The following is an 18,655-nucleotide window of genomic DNA, read 5'->3' as shown; positions in this document are numbered from 1 at the left end:
TCGCTGTTCTATCTTCTTTGGGTTGAAACCGTATTTTCTTCTCGAGGTTTTTGAATTGTAGCCGTTGGCTTAGTGGTAACGGGCTTTTTCTCCTCCTTTTTTGTTGTATTCGAATCAGTTTTTTTCTCTTCCTTTTTCTTAATATTTCCACTGGCATTAAATTCATCACCAGGTAAAAGGCTCGCATTCATTATACGTTCTTCATAATATTTCGGACGAGTGATCGAATCTCTTATGTATTTCTCAATCATTAAACTGGCAATTGGCGCAGCCCAGGTTGCTCCGTAACCAGCGTTTTCAACAAATACGGCAATTGCGATTTTAGGATTGTCTTTTGGCGCAAAACCCATAAATACGGAGTGGTTTTTTCCGTGAGGATTTTGGGCAGTACCGGTTTTTCCACAGATTGGAATATCGGGGATACGCGCATATGTTGCAGTACCAGCCAAAACTACTTTTTCCATTCCTTCAATTACCGGTGGGAAATATTTTGCATCGATACCCAAAGAGTTGCGCTGTGAATATTCTGGTCGGATTAATTTCTTATCACCTATGGCCTTTACTAAATGTGGGCGATAAAAGTAGCCGCGATTGCCGATTCCTGCCATCACGTTTGCCATCTGTAAAGGAGTAATACCAAGCTCTCCTTGTCCGATAGATAATGAAATAATCGTCGATGATCTCCAGTGATTAGCTCCGTAAATCTTATCGTAATATTTATGTGTCGGCAAAAGGCCTTTTAATTCGTTCGGTAAATCGATATCCAGTTTGGTTCCAATACCAAATTTTTCAATCGCATCTCGCCATGCTGTATAAGCTTGCTCCACATTCATGCCTGGGTGATTGTCGATCATTGTTTTAAATGCCCAGCAATAATAGGCATTACAAGAGTTTTGAATCGATTCGACCATATTTTGCGGAGAGTGATTATGCTCACACTTAACTAGCCTTGAACCGATTCTATAACCACCTCCGCAAGGGAAGCGTTGATCAGGTGTTATTAAACCCATTTGCTGACCAATTAAAGCCTGTATAGGTTTGAATACCGAACCAGGAGGATATTGCGCCTGAATAGGGCGAATAAATAAAGGCTTTAAAGGATCTTTAAGAAGCTTCATGTAATTATTACCTCTGATACGGCCAACTAATAGATTAGGGTCGTAATTGGGAGCACTTACAAATGCTAATATTTCACCGGTAGAAGGCTCGATGGCTACAATACTTCCAACCTTGTTTTTCATTAGCGATTCGCCGTATTGCTGTAACTTTGCATCGATTGAGGTGATCATTTTATCACCAGGAACCGCGGCTGTATCAAATCTACCATTGTCAAAACTTCCTTGTTCGCGGTTAAAGACATCAACCATTACACGTTTGATACCTCTCTGGCCGCGCAAAAGCTTCTCGTATGAACGTTCAATGCCACTTATTCCAATATAATCGCCTTGGCGATAATCACCTTTAGAGAGTTCGATTAAACGGTCATTAACCTCTCCAATGTAACCTAGAACGTGGGCTGCAATTGGTTCAGGATATTTTCTAAGGGTACGATTTTGCACAAAGAAACCAGGGAACTGAAATAAGTGCTCCTGTAAGCTTGCATAAGTTTCTGCAGAAAGCTGTTTTTCAATGAGGGAAGCTTTTACCGCTGAATATTCGCGAGCTTTTTCAAGCTTTTCAACAAATTTATCTTTCTCTACGTCAATCAACTGGCAAAATAGCGTTGTGTCAAAAGGTTTTATACTTTTAGGTACAGCCATTAAATCATATACCGGTTCATTCTGTACCAGAATAACATTTTTACGGTCGTAAATAACTCCGCGTGGGGGATAAACAACTAATCTCCTTTGTACGTTGTTATTAGCAAAGTCAAGGTATCGGTCGTCAATGATTTGAATGTAGAAAAGCCTTACGATCAGTATAAAAATAGCTGAAAGGAAAATGGCCTGTATGATAAACTTCCGCTGAAAAAAACTGTTCATTATCGCCTTCTGCTACCGAATAAATATTGACTGATAATTATTAACGTTAAAGTATACGCCGAACTTATAATTGCCTTGCTTGTCGCGGTTAAAAATTCGCTTAATCGAAAATATTCAATATTGAGCAAAAAAACATGATGAATGACCACTAAAATGGCGCTATAGGTGAAAAACCAGCGGAATCCATAGTTCCTGATGGTTGGTTCAGGCAAAAACTCACCTCCTTTAGGTATCATAATTGATAAAATTCCACCACGGCAAAAGGCCATTAATACGCATGCAGCAGTGTGTAAGCCCAGAGTATTAGAAAATGCATCAATAGAAATTCCTAATAAGAAAGAAAGAACAAACACCCAGAATGCGTCAATGTTTACTGGCAGTAAAATGATGAACATTACGTACAGATAAGGTACTGCAATGTTATAAAGCGATAAATTAGGAAGAAAGAATACCTGAAATAATACCAGGAAAATGAATCGGAAAACGTTAGCAGCAATTAATCTAATCATGGCTCAGGTTGGCTTCAAGTTTCTGCTTTTCTTGTATAAACTTATCTTGAACAACGTATACGTATTGTAAACGTTGAAAGTCTGTGGCAAGCTTAATTTCAATATTTAATAAACTCTCTCCGGTTTGTTTCGGAGAATCGGACACTTTACCAAGTGCAACTCCTTCAGGGAATAGAGAATAGCCGGTTGTAACCACCATTTCATTCTTTTTTACAGGTATATGGTTCGGGATATCTTTTAAAGTTGCATAATGCGGGTTAGTGCCTTCCCAAATCACAGAGCCAATCGCATTGCTGGTTAAAAGTTTTGAACTTATACTCATGTCTTTATGTAAAAGCGACATGACAGTGCTGAAATGTGCAGAAACATCTTTCACGATACCTACAACTCCCTGGGAACAAATTACCCCCATTCCGGGTTTAATGCCATGATCGCTGCCACGGTTAATGGTTAAATAATTCTTTCTGAAATTGATGGTATTGTTTACAACTTTCGCCTCAATATATGAGTACTGCTGGATTTTCAAGGAGTCTTGTTTCAGTGTATCTATCACCGTTTTCGACTTTATCGAATCATTATAGAAAACATTGGGAAGCATGTTACGAAGCTTGGCATTTTCGGCTACAAGACTATCGTTTACACGACCCAGTAAAACATAACTTTTTATGTCGTTGGATGTTTCGTAAAGGTCACCAATAAATTGATTAGAAGAGTTAAGGAATGTTGTTTTCTGGTAATCGTTATTCCTGATGAGTAAAACAAGTGCAATAACCTCAAAAATAACAAACAAGAAAAATGCGCGAAATCGTAAAATGAATAGCCAAAGGTTACGCATTGGGTTGGTTTATGTTGTTTATTGGTGAATAGTAGAATGACGAATGACAGAATATGGATTTGGATTAATCACTCATTCTGTCATTCGTTCACTCGATCACTATTTTTAATTACGGCATTAAAAATCTAAAATTCTCAATGTTTTTAAGTGCAATACCTGTACCGCGAACAACTGCGCGAAGTGGATCTTCAGCAACATGAACTGGTAGTTTGGTTTTAGCTGCAATACGTTTGTCTAAACCGCGAAGCAATGCACCACCACCGGTCAAATAAATTCCTGTTTGGAAAATATCTGCTGATAACTCTGGTGGAGTGATTTCTAACGCTTTTAAAATAGCCTCTTCAATTTTAGAGATTGATTTATCCAAACAATGAGCAATTTCGGTATAAGAAACCATGATTTGCTTAGGTACACCGGTCATTAAGTCACGACCCTGTACTGCAAAGTCTGAAGGAGGTTCTTGTAGTTCAGATAACGCTGAACCCACCTCGATTTTAATTTTTTCTGCAGTACGGTCCCCAATAAGGATGTTATGCTGACGACGCATGTAATTAACGATGTCAGAATCGAAGTTATCACCCGCAACACGAATCGATTGGTCACAAACAATACCTCCAAGGGCAATTACCGCAATTTCAGTGGTACCACCACCAATATCAATAATCATATTACCCATAGGCTCTTCCACATCGATACCAATACCAATAGCGGCAGCCATAGGCTCATGAATTAAATAAACTTCTTTTGCACCAGCAATTTCTGCCGAGTCACGAACAGCACGTTTTTCAACTTCAGTAATACCCGATGGAATACAAATGACCATACGTAGCGAAGGGAATAACCATCCCTTACCACCGTTAATCATCTTAATAAAACCACGGATCATATGTTCAGCTGCATCAAAATCGGCGATAACACCGTCTTTTAATGGTCTTACTGTTTTAATATTTTCGTGTGTTTTACCATCCATTTGCATTGCCTGACGACCAATGGCGATCATCTTGCCGCTTTTGCGGTCAAGGGCCACGATAGAAGGCTCATCTACCACTACTTTATCATTGTGGATGATCAGGGTGTTGGCTGTACCTAAATCAATTGCGATTTCCTGGGTAAAAAAGTTAAACAGTCCCATTCGGTTTGTTGCTCGGTTATAATTATTAGTTCTTACTTAATTGTTGTGTTGTATATACGCTTAATTTTTAAATTAACTCGCTGTTAAATATAGAAATTAATGTTTAAAGTGACGCACTCCCGTAAATACCATTGCAACATTATTATTGTTGCAATATTCAATTGAATCTTTGTCTTTGATTGAACCACCTGGCTGAACAACAGCTGTTATACCGGCTTGGTGTGCAATTTCAACACAGTCAGGGAAAGGGAAAAATGCATCAGATGCCATTACAGCACCTTTTAAGTCGAAACCAAAAGTTTCAGCTTTTAAAATGGCTTGTTTTAATGCATCTACACGAGAAGTTTGTCCAACTCCACTCGCCAATAAAACATCATTCTTAACTAAAATAATAGTATTTGATTTGGTATGTTTTACCATTTTATTAGCGAAATGAAGGTCTTTCAATTCAGCTTCGGTAGGAGCTTTAGTGGTTACGGTTTGCATTTGAGCCGGTCCTTCCATTGATAAGTCTTTATCTTGCTCAATTACGCCATTCAATAAAGTTTTGAATTGTTTAGTAGATAATTCTACCGGTTTTTGACGTAAAATAATGCGGTTTTTCTTTTCAGTAAGAATGCTCAATGCATCATCGTTATAAGCAGGAGCAATTAAAACTTCGAAGAAAAGCTTATTGATTTCGGTAGCTGTTGCAGCATCTACCGTTTGGTTTGTAATTAAAACACCGCCGAATGCCGAAATTGGATCACAAGCTAATGCTGCATCCCAGGCATCTTTAAGTACCGGACGGGTTGCCACACCGCAAGCATTGTTATGCTTCAGGATTGCAAACGTAGGTTCGGTAAATTCTTCAATTAACTGAACAGCAGCGTCAACGTCAACCAGGTTGTTGTATGAAAGCTCTTTACCATTTAATTTGTCGAACATTGCATCCAGGTTTCCGTAGAAAACACCTTTTTGATGAGGGTTTTCTCCATAACGTAAAACCGATGAAGTTTGTATGCTTTGTTTGAAAAGAGGTAAAGGCTCATCATTATTGAACCAGTTGAAAATTGCGGTATCGTAATGCGATGAGATATTAAATGCGCGCTTCGCAAGGTCTTTACGTTGTTCAATTGAAGAAACACCGTCTTGTTCTTTTAAAATTTGCTCAACGTATCCGTAATCGTTTTTAGAAGCAACAATGATAACGTCTTTGTGGTTTTTGGCAGCAGCACGAATTAAAGAGATTCCACCAATGTCAATTTTTTCAATAATTTCCTGTTCTGTGGCTCCAGCGGCAAGGGTTTCTTCAAATGGGTAAAGGTCAACAATAACCAGGTCAATTTCAGGAATGGTAAATTCTGCCAGTTGTTGCTGATCAGACTCATTTGCTCTGCGAGCTAAAATACCGCCAAAGATTTTAGGATGTAACGTTTTAACACGACCACCCAAAATTGAAGGGTAGCTTGTCATGTCTTCAACAGGTGTAACATTTACACCAAGGTCACGAATAAAAGTCTCGGTTCCTCCGGTTGAAAAAATAGTTACTCCCAAGCGATCAAGTTCTTTAATGATCGGCTCCAAATTGTCTTTGTAATAAACTGAAATTAAGGCGTTTTTAACTTTTACAGGGTGGTTCATCTTTAAAAAAAATCAAGGCGCAAAATTAGAAAAAATATTCTGCTTTAATCAGCTGTTTTCTAATTATTTCGATATTTTTTTCAGAAGGTTTTCAATTACTTTTGGATAATGCTGATGCTCGAGTTGCTGACCCTTGTAAGCAATCATATCAACATCGTCGTTTGGTTCAATTTTATACTTCGATTGATGAATGATTTCACCCTCATCAAAATGTTCGTTTACATAATGGATGGTGATTCCAGACTCCTGTTCTCCTGCTTCCAATACGGCTTTGTGTACACGATTTCCATACATTCCTTTTCCTCCAAACTTAGGTAACAAAGCTGGGTGAATGTTGATGATCTTATTTGGAAATGCTTTAATTAAATTTCCAGGAACCAGCCACAGAAAGCCTGCCAGTACTATAAGGTCGATATTTAAACTTTGAAGAAGTTTAATGGTGTCGTCTGTTTGGTAGAACTCGTCTCTGTCAAAAACGTGTGTAGGTATTTCAAAATTGTCAGCCCTTTGCAGAACATATGAATCCGGCCGATTGGAAAGAACAATCGACACTTCCATTTCCTTATTCTTCTGAAAATGTTCAATTATCTTCTGTGCGTTTGATCCTGATCCCGAGGCAAATATGGCAATTCTCTTCACGTTTTACGATCCTTCTGTTTTTAGTAAAAAATTTGAGCGTAATAATACAAATTTTGCTAACACTGTTAAACCAAAATCTTTTTTTAAAAAAAGTATTTATTAAATTCTACAATGATAATTGGCTCGGTTTTTTGAATTCAATAGCGAATAATAAGGTAAAAATGTTTTATGTTTTTCAATCCCAAAAGATAGAATAAAGTGATTGTATTTGTTCTGTTTCTTTTTGAGAATTAAATTTAACTAACAATAAACCTTATTTAAATATTTATGTTTAGATGGTATTCATTTGATTAATAGTTAATCTCAATGTATGCACAAATCAATATACACTAACCAAATTCTTAAATATGGTTTTTTATTACTCAGCATGATTGTTTGCCTGCAAATTGCTTATGGGCAGCAACGACCAAAGGTAGGTTTAGTGTTAAGCGGTGGAGGTGCTAAAGGACTTGCTCATATTGGGATTTTAAAGGCAATTGATAGTGCGGGCTTAAAAATTGATTATATAACCGGAACCAGTATGGGGGCCATAATGGGTGCTTTGTATGCGGCAGGATATTCGGGTAAGGAAATTGAAGTGATTGCTAAAGCTACATCCTGGGATCAATTATTAACTAACCAACCTAATTTGCAAAGTATTGTTTATGAAGAGAAATCGGAGTTTGACAGGTATGCAATTGAATTGCCATTGGTAAAAGGGAAAGTGAAAATTTCTTCGGGAGTTTTGGAGGCTCAGGAGTTGTGGTTAACCTTTGCTAAGTTATTTCTGCCTATTCATGACGTTCAGGATTTTTCGAAGCTTAAAATTCCATTTAAATGCATTGCTACTGATGTTGCAACCGGTAAAATGGTGGTGCTCGATAAAGGGAATATAATTAATGCGGTAAGGGCAAGTATGGCAATTCCTACTGTTTTCACCACGGTTGAATATGAAGGTATGAGGTTGATTGATGGGGGAGTGGTTCGGAATTTTCCGGTACAAAATGTTAAGGAAATGGGGGCCGATTATGTTATAGGAGTAAATGTTGGGCAGGGGTTGCAATCAAAAGATAAACTAAGTTCTGCATTAGATGTTTTATATCAGGTAGGTTCTTATCGGGAGGCTGAAGATTTTGTGTTACAGATAAAGGAGTGTAATTTGTTTATAGAACCTAATATTGAAGGATATAGTGCTGCTTCCTTTGATGATGCTGATTCGATTATGAAACGTGGCGAGGATGCCGCTAAGAAATATTATCCAGCGCTTAAACATCTTGCCGACTCGTTGAGGCCTTTTTATCCGGTTGAAAAAGTTGAGAAAGATACTGCACTGTTAAATTATAAGATCAGGATTGATAAAATTATAGTAAATGGCTTGCGAGTAACTTCTCCGAGTTTTGTGATAGGTAAACTTGAATTGAAAACCGGGGGGTATTATACGGCCGATCAAATAGCCGAAGCTGTCAGGCGTGTTTTTGGTACCCGAAACTATCAAAGTATAACGTATGATTTTGAAAGGATTGAAGGTAATAAAATTCAAATGACTTTACACGCTAAGGAAAGTCCACAAACAACTATTAAGATGGGGTTGCACTACAGCAGCTTTAGCGATATCGCAGCAATTGTGAATATAACTTCCCGAAATTTTCTGATTAAAAACTCACGCTCATTATTCACCGCTAATGTTGGTAACGATCTGAAATTCAGAGCTGAATATTTTAAATACCTGGGGGAGAGCAGAAATTGGGGGTTTAATTTTAGTTTAAAAAATCTTAATTATGATTTACCGCTTTATGATGATTTTAAACAAACCTCTCTCTATCGTTATAGCTTCGGTGCTATTGATGCCAGGCTCCAATATGCCATTACACCTTCTTTTGGTATTGGCATAGGGCATAGCTATGAAATTACCCATATAAACCCTAAGATTTCAGAAGGAAATGAATTTTCAGGTTGGAACTACAATTGGGATACTTATTTCTATTGTAATATAAATACTCTTGATCGAAAACAGTTTCCTACACGTGGAATGGAACTTACAGCCAGTTTTGGTTTAATTTATGGTCAGGATCCTGCCTTGGATTATTTTGATCAGGATGGTAATCAGATCGGCAATCTCGACTCATTAGGTGTAACATTTAAACCTTATACAAAAGGTAGTTTAAGTTTTTCATATTTCAGGCCAATTAAAACTCGCTCAACCTTAATCTGGCAGGCACAATCGGGTATTAATTTCGATCAGAAGCAGGCATTTCTCAATCAATATATTATTGGTGGAGCAACTGACTTTCTTCGAAATCAGGTGACTTTTATAGGTTTGCGTGAAGCCAATGTTACCACCTCCAGTATCGTAACGGGCTTGATTGGGTATCAATATGAAATATATAAGAATGTGTTTTTAACAGGTAAATTTAATGTGGGTTATTATAATTTTAATGGTACTTTTTTAGATGATCTTACCAATGGCAACTGGTTAAGCGGATATGGTGTGGCCTTGGGGATGAAATCAGCTTTTGGCCCTTTAGAATTAGTGGTAATGCGATGTGATCAGAAAGGAGGTGCAAGTGTTTCAGTTAATTTAGGTTTTCATTTTTAAGGCTTAAAACTATTTGTACAAAACAAATGACGGAGACTTAATAGGGCTTACATTGAATCGAAGATCAATAACCGCCTTGGCCTCAAAAACAAATTTGTCGGCAGTTTGGGGTGCTCCAGGATAATAGTAGCCACCAAATTTTACAGTATTAAACACTAAACTTTCATTTCTAACTCTAAATCCAGCTCCAATACCTGTGTAAAGGTGTTTTCCAAAAATGAAGTCATGGGTGTCACCAAGTTGCGAGAATTGCAATGAGGTAAAAGTATTGAACCTGAATCCAAGTATTTCAAACAAATTATAAAGCACTAATTCGCTTTTTATATTAAAACGCTGATAACCGTTTAACGAATTGTCCTCATAACCCGTTAATCCGAAACCATCATTTATGTTTACCGGTTTATATAGAACAGGGTTATAACAATTAATATATCCCAATTCGATCAAATGCCTAAGCCGTAGTTTTTTATAGATAAGAAGTCTGCTATAGAACGAACCCTTTAAACTAAGTATAATATCTTCTAATTGGCTGTCGATAAATCCTCCCAAGCCTATATATGCTGATGAAAAGCCTCTTCCTAATGATTTCTGTCGTTCATATTCAGCTCCTGTATATATTCTGTTCTTATTCAAACGATGATCGCTACCTACCGCAAATGTTGCATAATAACCAGTTGGAATATCTTCCATTCTACCAAAGCCTAAGAGGTAACGGGTATTGTAAATCTCTTGTCTAAACGCGATGAACTGGCCTAAGCTATATTGCCAGTTATTATAATTCGGGTCATCAATAAATTGAGATTGGGTTGGGCGTTGAATTAGTTTTTGATTGTAGTATCGAAACGAAATGGCTCTTCTGCTTCGGTTTTCACTTCCTCTATTGTTGAACCGCTTAAAATTGAAGGCATAGGCTGTCCATACATCAAAAAGCCTGTAATGGTAGGCGCGAAAAATAGAGTCAGGCTCATTATCTACGTTAAGCGATTTATTGTATTGAAATGTCAATCCTCCGGCAAAATGACTGTATGATGAATACAAAGGCCGAGTGAGTTTTATAAAGAAAGAACCTTCGTAAACCCCGGTGTCAATTGTTCCTTGGGTATTTAGTTGCGAATAGCCTGTATTTACATCCACAAAGGTTCCAAATAAGTTGTATTTGGTATATGAAATGGAGGTGCCAATCAAGGGCGAGCGTCCGCTATTAATTTCAATACCTGCATCAATGGCTTGTCCCTGGCCGTTTATATTGGTATTGTAAAATTTAGTTTTAATACCTGATAGATGTGAAACAGGATAGATGGCTATACCCGGGGCAAATACGTCTTGAGTAAGGATAGTAACTTCAACCGAATCATTATTGGTGCCACAGGGAGCTATATATATTCTTGCATCATGTAAAAAGGGTAAACTACGCAAGTATCTTGCGTTATCGGCAAGGATGTATGAGCTTAGCTTTTCATTTTCTTTAAAGAATAATGATTGTTTAATTACTGACGATCGGGTGCTGGTGTGCCATTCGCTAAGCCTTTGTTTAAGCGAAGGAGGTTCATTGGGGCTTATGGGTGGTGAAAAGTTAAAGATACGTGCCTGAACCAGATCAATTGATTTGATGACCTTGCCTTCATATTTTACATATTCTTTAATACTCTGCAACTGTAGATTAGCTTCTGATTTTTTGTTCCTGCTAATAAATCGGTGTGTTAAAGAATCGATATATAGTTTCCGCCATATAGAGTCGATGGTAAACGACTTTTTTTTTGCTGCAGAATCAGGTGGAACTTGAAATAACTTTGCAGATGAAGACACTGATAGGCAGACCAAAAAACAAAAGAAAATTCCACAGACAATACCTTTAAACTTTTTTATCTCCATTAAATAAAAAGCAAACTGGCATTCCATAAAAAGCATTGTCCATCAAATAATCCACAATATATGTTATTACGCACATATCTCACAGAAATTGTGTCTCTAATAAAAATGTTTAACTAGAAGTTGTTGCAGATTTACTAATGGGAATTAAAAGGGATTTCCTTTGGAGTTATACCACCTGGTAAACTCGGTATTAATGAGTTGGTATTGATTTTTAACTGTTTCTGTCCAGTAATCAATGGCTTTGTCATATTGCTTTGTTTTACAGATCTCAAAAAAATTACGGTAGCCATCAAGTGTAGAATTATTATGGGGAAGACTATTGAAATAAATATTCAAAACCATTAAATGGCGTTTTAATACCAATTCGGCAATGTGTAAGAGATAAGGCATTTTACAAGGACCATACATTATATCTTGTATTTTAACAACAAAATGCAAAAACGAAGTATTAGAAAGGTTATTAATTGTTTTATCAATTAACTCTTCAGCTTGTTTAATCGTTGAGGAATTGTAATTAGGCAATGCATACTCCAGCAATGTAGGCACAATGCTTATTCGCATTATATAGGTTTCTTTAAAAGATTGAGGAGTAATTTCCCGGACAATGGATCCTTTATAAGGTGAGATTTCTAAAAAACCTTCTGACTCCAATAACCGAATGGCTTCTCTAATCGGAATACGGCTAACGCCATATTCTTCCGAAAGATTTTGTTCAATTATACGCTCTCCTTCTTTGTAGTTGCCGAAAATTATCTCATTTCTTATTTTATCAGCTACCTTCATAGAAAGAGTTTTAGCTGAAATCTTTTTTGTACGCTCCTTCATTTTTCAATAACAAGGGCAATTGATTAATTAAATCAACGGATTTAACTTTATTAATTAAAACTAACGCTTAGATGCATTCTACTTTTCAATAGATGAATGAAGGAAAGTTAACCAATAAATTAATATGGAGTGAGTTTCGTTGGGATAAATTGACTGTAAAAGGTTTCTGTAATTGTTTTTTTACATTCGTTTCTTAATCGCTTTCGTCATCCAATTGAATTTTAAAGCTGAAAACCTCAGAATAAATGATACTCCAATGGCAAATAGGGCCGCTATTTGAGCATTAAGTTTAAATCCAGCTCCTAAAATTAAAAAGGTGATAATTGCCGCAATTGAGGCTACAGAATACAAATGTCCTGGTTTGAATAATTTCGATTCTTCTTTCGTAAGAACATCTCTGATCAACCCACCTCCAATGGCATTAATGAATCCAATTATAAATGCTGCGAAAATGCCCAGTTCTAAGGCAATGGCTTTTTGAGTGCCAAAAACAGCATACATTCCAAGTGAAATAGCATCAACTGTTTTAATGGTGCTTTCCATTTTATTGTTAAGGTTATAAAAGTAAATACCTGCCAGTCCGGCAAGCAAAACCATTAAAATATATCGATAATCGAGTAATACCGCAGGAGGGCCATTTTGGAGCAATATGTCTCTGATCAATGATCCACCGGTACTGGTAACCATAGCCAAAACAAAAACGCCAATGAAATCATAGTTTTTCTCAATTGCTTTCACAGAACCTGAAAATGCAAAAAGAAAAGTTGCTAAAAGATCAAATAATATAGGAAGCTGATAATGCCCCTGAAGCTTTACTTCGTCCATTGTGTGAGATTGTTGTTAATGTGTTTTCTAGCCACTTCTGCGAATATTACATATAATAAATGTCAAATCATATTCTTTCAGTATGAATATTCCTACAGATTGACCATTATTGTATACATATACTTTAAATATAAAACCAATAGTTTTTTTTTATTATTTATTGGAATAATTAAGTTGATTATTTTTTTTAAATAGTTAATTATCTGCTATTTAACGCGATATATAGATGTTTGGATAACTAAAATACGGGTTATTGATAAGATCGAAAGTTATATTTATCCAGTTGGGCATGGTTTGTGGATTTAGTTCCACAGATTCGGGTTGTTATAAAAAAAAACGGGGAATTTTTTTACATCTATTGCAACAATCAATCAACTGCAGCCCTAATCGTTAAGAGATAAATAACTAAATATTTATTGCTTTCTAATCAAGGGATCTATGAAACGTTATCTAATTTTGACGCTTTTGCTCATACAACAGTCGGTGTATGGTCAACGAATTTTATTTAAAGAAAATTATACAGCCAGTTCTGGAAATTTTGAAGTATTTGGCAAGTATAGTTTAGGAGCTGTTCAGCGAAGCTATTGCCCGCTTGATTTTATTAAAGACACAGCGCATCCAGCATTAACCCGATGGGCTTCGTCTCCAACAGGTGAAATTTACTGGACAAATGGAGCTGCTATTTTCAGTTATAATTTTGACCGACAGCAGAGTTCTGTGCTAGCCGATAAAATCTATAATGTTTCAGAATTGGTGGTAAGTGACAAGTATGTTTATGCAGTGTCACTTAATGATAATCCGGATGCTAATCCAGGGAATCGTTACTCTTCGGGCCAAAAAATGTATCGAATAAGTCTTGCTAATGGTAAGAAAGATCAAGTTCAGATTCCGGATGGCTTAAATTTTACCAATTTAAGTGTCTCAAATGATGGAAATACGCTATCGTTTATTCACACCTTTAACTATGACGATCAATCTTTATGCGAATATCGTTTGTGTGTCTATGATTTGGTTACCAGGAATTTAAATATTGTAGATAAGGCTTTAAGAAGAAATGATGAGTATTTCGGTTCACCTGAAAAATATAATTCACTGGTTTGGATCGACAGCAATAAGATGCTGTACTTTAAGCATGAAAAGGGAAAGATTGGTGGAAGTATATTAATGTACGATGCTAAGGTTCGTGTCAAAAATATAATGTTCAATAATATTCTTGATAAAACATTTACCTGGTTTAGTTTTTATGATCAATGGTTCTTGTTTTCGGATGGTGAACATATTTATAGAACCAAAGATGGAATAAACAAGGAAGTTGTTTTAGATAAAAATATCCAGCAAGCGGTTTTAGTTCAAAAGTAATTCAGTGTTAGAGTTTTTATAGCGATTAATGGAGCGGACTTATGAGCAAAGTCCGCTTTTTTATTGTCTTATAAATAACAAAGGCCGGATGATCCGGCCCAAGTTTATCTAAACAAATTATAAAAGGTTCGTAATTATAAGTTACCTCTTTTACCTTGTTCCAGCTCAATAGCTTCAAATAAGGCTTTAAAGTTTCCTTTACCAAAAGAAGTTGCTCCTTTACGTTGGATGATTTCGTAGAATACAGTTGGACGATCTTCTACCGGTTTAGTAAAGATTTGCAACAAATAACCTTCTTCATCACGGTCAACTAAAATATTAAGGTTTTTGATTGCTTGAATATCTTCGTCAATATGTCCTACACGCTCAAATAAACTATCGTAATAGGTATCAGGAACTACTAAGAATTCAACCCCACGATTGCGTAATTCAGTAACTGTATGGATAATGTCATCAGTAGCCAAAGCTAAATGCTGAACACCTGCGCCATGGTAATAATCGATGTATTCTTCAATTTGTGATTTCTTTTTACCTTCTGCAGGCTCATTAATTGGGAATTTAACGAATCCTGAACCATTAGAAACCACTTTCGACATTAACGAAGTATACTCTGTTGAGATATCATGATCATCAAAGGTGATCAATAATTTAAAGCCTAAAACCTCTTCGTAGAAGTTAACCCATTTGTTCATTTCACCCCATCCTACGTTACCAACGCAGTGGTCAATGTATTTTAATCCTACCGGAGTTGATTTAACTGAAGGGTTTTGAACGGCTACGAATCCAGGTAAAAATGCACCATTATAGTTTTTGCGCTCAACAAAAGTGTGAATGGTTTCGCCATAGGTTTTGATGGCCGACATTTTTACTTCACCGAATTCGTCAGTTAATGTTTTGGTTTCAAATTCAGGTTCAGCACCACGTTTAACAGTCTCCTGGAATGACTTTTCAGCATCATCAACCCATAAGGCTAATACTTTAACGCCATCGCCATGTACACGCACATGTTCTGAAATATAGCTGTTAGGATCAAACGAAGTGGTTAATACCAAACGGATTTTTTCTTGTTGTAAAACGTATGAAGCTCTATCACGAACACCGGTTTCAGGACCTGCATAAGCTACCAGTTTGTAACCAAAGGCTATCTGATAAAAGTACGCAGCTTGTTTTGCGTTACCTACGTAAAACTCAACGTGATCAGTTCCTAATAATGGTAAAAAGTCGTTTGAAGGATTATGATCCTTATGTAATTCTTTTAATTTATTTACTACTTCAGCGGTTGCCATGGTTTTTAAATTTTAAGTCGATAATTAGATTAATGGTTACCCTTTCACTTGTTTTTCAAAACGGATGTCTCAGCCACTGTTACCACATAGCTAAATGTTCACTTAAAACGGCTAGTACCTGCATTTCTAATTTAATTTCTAGATATCATATTACGGATTATGAATGTTTAACAAAGTTTCATAACCGTTTAGTTAGTTAATTATCTATTCAATATTTTCCTGCCATGATTTAAAGTAATCCGGGTCTTCAATAGCTATCGCTTCATCAGTAACCATTAGCGGTCGGAACGGATCAATCATTACAGCCAACTCTTGGGTGTATTCTTTACCAATACTTTTTTCAACTGTTCCAGGATGTGGTCCATGCGGAATACCTCCCGGGTGTAATGTGATTTGCCCCTTTTCAACGCTTTTACGGCTCATGAAATCACCATCTACGTAGTATAATACTTCGTCAGAATCAACATTACTGTGGTTATAAGGTGCCGGAATTGCTTCTGGGTGATAATCGTATTTACGTGGACAGAATGAACAAACCACGAAATTATGTGCTTCAAAAGTTTGGTGAACCGGAGGTGGTTGGTGAACGCGACCAGTTATCGGCTCGAAGTTGTGAATCGAGAATGCATATGGGTAATGATAGCCATCCCAGCCAACAAAATCGAAAGGATGCGTTCCATAAACGTAAGGATAGATTAATCCTTGCTTTTTGATCAAAACCTTAAAGTCGCCGTATTCATCAAAGGTTTCCAAATCCTGCGGGCGACGAATATCACGTTCACAGAAAGGAGAGTGCTCCAGTAGCTGGCCAAACTCGTTACGATAACGTTTGGGTGTGCGAATAGGACTGAATGATTCAACAATAAATAATCGATTGTTTTCATCATTAAACTCCAATTGATAAATCGTTCCGCGAGGAATGATTAAATAATCACCGTATTCAAAAGGAATTTTACCGTATCCGGTTTTTAAAGTTCCAGAGCCCACATGGACAAAGATCATTTCATCAGCCTGACTGTTCTTGTAAAAATAATCAGTCATTGATTTACGTGGCGCAGCTAATGAAATATGCAGATCGTCATTAACCAAAACCGGCTTACGACTTTTCATGAAATCATCCTCAGGTTGAATTTTGAAGCCTTTTAAGCTGGTATGACGTAAATGTTTTTTACGAGCTATTGTAGGTTCAACAGAGTAAGGTTCATCGGTTGCTTTTACTATTGTTGGTGGATGGCAATGATATACCAACGAGTAAAGATTAGAAAATCCTTCTGTTGATACCAATTCTTCAGCATACAGTTTACCATCAGGTTTACGGAAAACCGTGTGGCGTTTTGCTGGAATTGTGCCCAAATTATGATAAATAGGCATATGGAAACAAGAATTTAACTAGGTTAAATAAATAGGGTTATTGATAATCAGTAAGTTGTTGTTGAATCTAATTTACAAAGAAATCAGGGGATTGTTTAGAGGGAATATTGGGCGAAAACGATTTTAGCAATCAACTCCTTGCGGAACAACGCGGCTATACTGCCGTTGTCCGAAAAGGATGTATGTTGTATTGCGTTTAAAATCATTTTCTACTTAAATTGGAAAGGGCTAAGATAGAAATTATTCTGATTAAAATGTCAATAGGAGAGTTCAGCTAAAAATGTATAGCTTTGACGACCTAAAAAAACCTAAGCAATGAAGTTAGTTAGTTATAAAACCGAAGGCCAGGAACACCTTGGAGTGTTTATCAATGGTCATATTTTTAATCTACATTCATTAAATAAAGCCATTCCTGATAATATCATCGCTTTCCTACAAGGTGGAGATGAGCTGATGGATCGTGCAAAACAAATAGATGCCGATATAAAGGATGGTAAACTGGATGCAAAAGAAGAGATTTTCTTCGAACTGTTAGCACCAGTACCTAACCCAACTTCATGCCGTGACGGGTATGCTTTCCGTCAGCACGTAGCTGCAGCACGTCGTAATCGTGGTGTTCCAATGATTCCGGAGTTTGATCAATATCCTATTTTCTACTTTACAAACCATAATGCTGTTCAGGGTCCTGGTGAAATTGAATGTATGCCGGATCACTTTGTTAAGCTGGATTTTGAACTGGAAGTAGCAGTAGTTATTGGTAAAAAAGGCCGTAATATTAAAGCTGCTGAAGCCGATGAATACATTGCCGGCTATATGATCATGAACGATATGAGCGCCCGTACTTTGCAGATGGAAGAAATGTTGCTAAATCTTGGTCCGGCAAAAGGAAAGGATTTTTCTACCGTAATAGGCCCATGGTTAGTGACTCCTGATGAATTAGAGCAGTTTAAAGTTCCTGCGAAGGAAGGCCATGTGGGTAATAGTTATGATCTGAAAATGAAATGCTGGGTAAATGGTCAGCAAGTTTCGGACGGATCGGTAGCAGACATGGATTGGACCTTTGCCGAAATTATTGAGCGTTGTGCTTACGGAGCTGATATTTTGCCAGGTGATGTGATTGGTTCTGGAACTGTTGGAACAGGTTGTTTCTTAGAACTAAACGGTACCGGAAAATTAAATGACGGAAATTATAAAGAGCAGTGGTTACAAGATGGAGATGTGGTAGAAATGGAAATTACTGGACTTGGTGTGTTAAGTAATACTATTAAAGCCGTTGAAACGGAGTTCTCGCTTTTAAAGAATAAGAAAGTATAATTATTTATTACGGATTAATGGTTGCGGGTTACGCGTTAAATAAATGTATCTAATCTGTAACTTGTAACACGTAATAGATAAAAATACCTCTGGGAACATTTAATAATTTTGAAGATTTAGAAATTTGGCGTGATGCTATAGTAATTGCTGAACAAATTTACCTGATTTCGGAGCAGCCTCCATTAAAAAGTGATTTTGGTATGAAAGATCAAATTAGAAGATCTGCAGCCTCTATTTCAAATAATATTGCTGAAGGGTTTGAATACGGTAATAACAAAGATTTTATTCGGTTTTTAAGATTTGCTAAGGGATCAACAGGTGAGTTTAGAAATCAAATTATATTATTGAGAAGAACAAATATGATTTCAGAAGATTTTTATAATGAAATGTATTTACACTCAATAAAGCTTGGTAAACAGATCGGCAGTTGCATGAAGTATCTTGTTAATTTCGAATCTAAACATAAAGCAATAAATAAAAAATTATAACGCGCAATTCGAAACACGAA

Annotated in this window: 15 protein-coding genes; 4 read left to right on the top strand and 11 right to left on the bottom strand. The window is 36.6% G+C overall.

Annotated elements, in window-relative coordinates:
- Window positions 1-8: 8 nt before the first annotated feature.
- The 6 genes from mrdA to purN form a co-directional block, all read right to left on the bottom strand.
- Window positions 9-1,982 carry a penicillin-binding protein 2 gene (gene mrdA, locus NF867_RS02725; RefSeq protein WP_252586011.1) on the bottom strand — a complete coding sequence of 658 codons (1,974 nt, stop codon included), beginning with the start codon at window positions 1,980-1,982 and terminating at the stop codon, window positions 9-11.
- Entirely contained in the window at window positions 1,982-2,491 is a 510-nt protein-coding gene (locus NF867_RS02720; protein ID WP_252586010.1) for a rod shape-determining protein MreD, read from the bottom strand. Before NF867_RS02720 ends, mrdA begins: the two co-directional genes overlap by 1 nt.
- Window positions 2,484-3,326 (bottom strand): rod shape-determining protein MreC, encoded by an 843-nt coding sequence (gene mreC / locus NF867_RS02715; RefSeq protein ID WP_252586009.1) that lies wholly within the window; start codon window positions 3,324-3,326, stop codon window positions 2,484-2,486. Before mreC ends, NF867_RS02720 begins: the two co-directional genes overlap by 8 nt.
- 109 nt (window positions 3,327-3,435) lie before the next feature.
- The gene (locus tag NF867_RS02710) at window positions 3,436-4,458 is read right to left on the bottom strand and encodes a rod shape-determining protein (RefSeq protein WP_252586008.1); all 1,023 of its coding nucleotides are present in this window, start codon (window positions 4,456-4,458) and stop codon (window positions 3,436-3,438) included.
- Window positions 4,459-4,554: 96 nt separating this feature from the next.
- The gene (gene purH / locus NF867_RS02705; protein WP_252586007.1) at window positions 4,555-6,081 is read right to left on the bottom strand and encodes a bifunctional phosphoribosylaminoimidazolecarboxamide formyltransferase/IMP cyclohydrolase; all 1,527 of its coding nucleotides are present in this window, start codon (window positions 6,079-6,081) and stop codon (window positions 4,555-4,557) included.
- Between the two features lie 63 nt (window positions 6,082-6,144).
- Complete coding sequence (gene purN, locus NF867_RS02700) at window positions 6,145-6,720, bottom strand: phosphoribosylglycinamide formyltransferase (RefSeq protein WP_252586006.1); 576 nt, start codon at window positions 6,718-6,720, stop codon at window positions 6,145-6,147.
- A 310-nt stretch (window positions 6,721-7,030) separates the two neighbouring features.
- On the opposite strand from purN, the gene NF867_RS02695 reads away from it, so the two are divergent.
- A complete protein-coding gene (locus NF867_RS02695; RefSeq protein WP_252586005.1) occupies window positions 7,031-9,295 on the top strand; it encodes a patatin-like phospholipase family protein in 2,265 nt (754 codons plus the stop codon).
- A 9-nt stretch (window positions 9,296-9,304) separates the two neighbouring features.
- On the opposite strand, the gene NF867_RS02690 is transcribed toward NF867_RS02695, so the two are convergent.
- The 3 genes from NF867_RS02690 to NF867_RS02680 form a co-directional block, all read right to left on the bottom strand.
- On the bottom strand, window positions 9,305-11,101 hold the full coding sequence (locus NF867_RS02690; protein WP_252586004.1) for a BamA/TamA family outer membrane protein: 1,797 nt from the start codon (window positions 11,099-11,101) through the stop codon (window positions 9,305-9,307).
- Between the two features lie 210 nt (window positions 11,102-11,311).
- A complete protein-coding gene (locus NF867_RS02685; RefSeq protein WP_252586003.1) occupies window positions 11,312-11,992 on the bottom strand; it encodes a GntR family transcriptional regulator in 681 nt (226 codons plus the stop codon).
- Between the two features lie 180 nt (window positions 11,993-12,172).
- Window positions 12,173-12,817, bottom strand: coding sequence for a trimeric intracellular cation channel family protein (locus tag NF867_RS02680; protein WP_252586002.1), 645 nt, complete (start codon window positions 12,815-12,817; stop codon window positions 12,173-12,175).
- 438 nt (window positions 12,818-13,255) lie between these two features.
- Here NF867_RS02680 and NF867_RS02675 point away from each other — a divergent pair, with 438 nt between their 5' ends.
- A complete protein-coding gene (locus tag NF867_RS02675) occupies window positions 13,256-14,176 on the top strand; it encodes a hypothetical protein (RefSeq protein ID WP_252586001.1) in 921 nt (306 codons plus the stop codon).
- A gap of 134 nt (window positions 14,177-14,310) precedes the next feature.
- On the opposite strand, the gene hppD is transcribed toward NF867_RS02675, so the two are convergent.
- Both hppD and NF867_RS02665 read right to left on the bottom strand, forming a co-directional pair.
- Window positions 14,311-15,462: a 4-hydroxyphenylpyruvate dioxygenase gene (hppD, locus tag NF867_RS02670; protein ID WP_252586000.1), complete on the bottom strand. Its 1,152-nt coding sequence runs from the start codon at window positions 15,460-15,462 to the stop codon at window positions 14,311-14,313.
- A gap of 204 nt (window positions 15,463-15,666) precedes the next feature.
- Window positions 15,667-16,833: a homogentisate 1,2-dioxygenase gene (locus tag NF867_RS02665; RefSeq protein ID WP_252585999.1), complete on the bottom strand. Its 1,167-nt coding sequence runs from the start codon at window positions 16,831-16,833 to the stop codon at window positions 15,667-15,669.
- Window positions 16,834-17,148: 315 nt separating this feature from the next.
- Between NF867_RS02665 and NF867_RS02660 the strand changes: the two genes are divergently transcribed.
- Window positions 17,149-18,147 (top strand): fumarylacetoacetate hydrolase family protein, encoded by a 999-nt coding sequence (locus tag NF867_RS02660; RefSeq protein ID WP_252585998.1) that lies wholly within the window; start codon window positions 17,149-17,151, stop codon window positions 18,145-18,147.
- A gap of 77 nt (window positions 18,148-18,224) precedes the next feature.
- The gene (locus NF867_RS02655; RefSeq protein ID WP_341870026.1) at window positions 18,225-18,635 is read left to right on the top strand and encodes a four helix bundle protein; all 411 of its coding nucleotides are present in this window, start codon (window positions 18,225-18,227) and stop codon (window positions 18,633-18,635) included.
- Window positions 18,636-18,655 lie beyond the last annotated feature (20 nt).

The organism is Solitalea agri, assembly GCF_023914155.1.
Taxonomy (GTDB): Bacteria; Bacteroidota; Bacteroidia; order Sphingobacteriales; family Sphingobacteriaceae; genus Solitalea; species Solitalea agri.
Note: the sequence above shows the minus strand (reverse complement) of the source record. Positions and strands in the feature narration are given on the sequence as shown.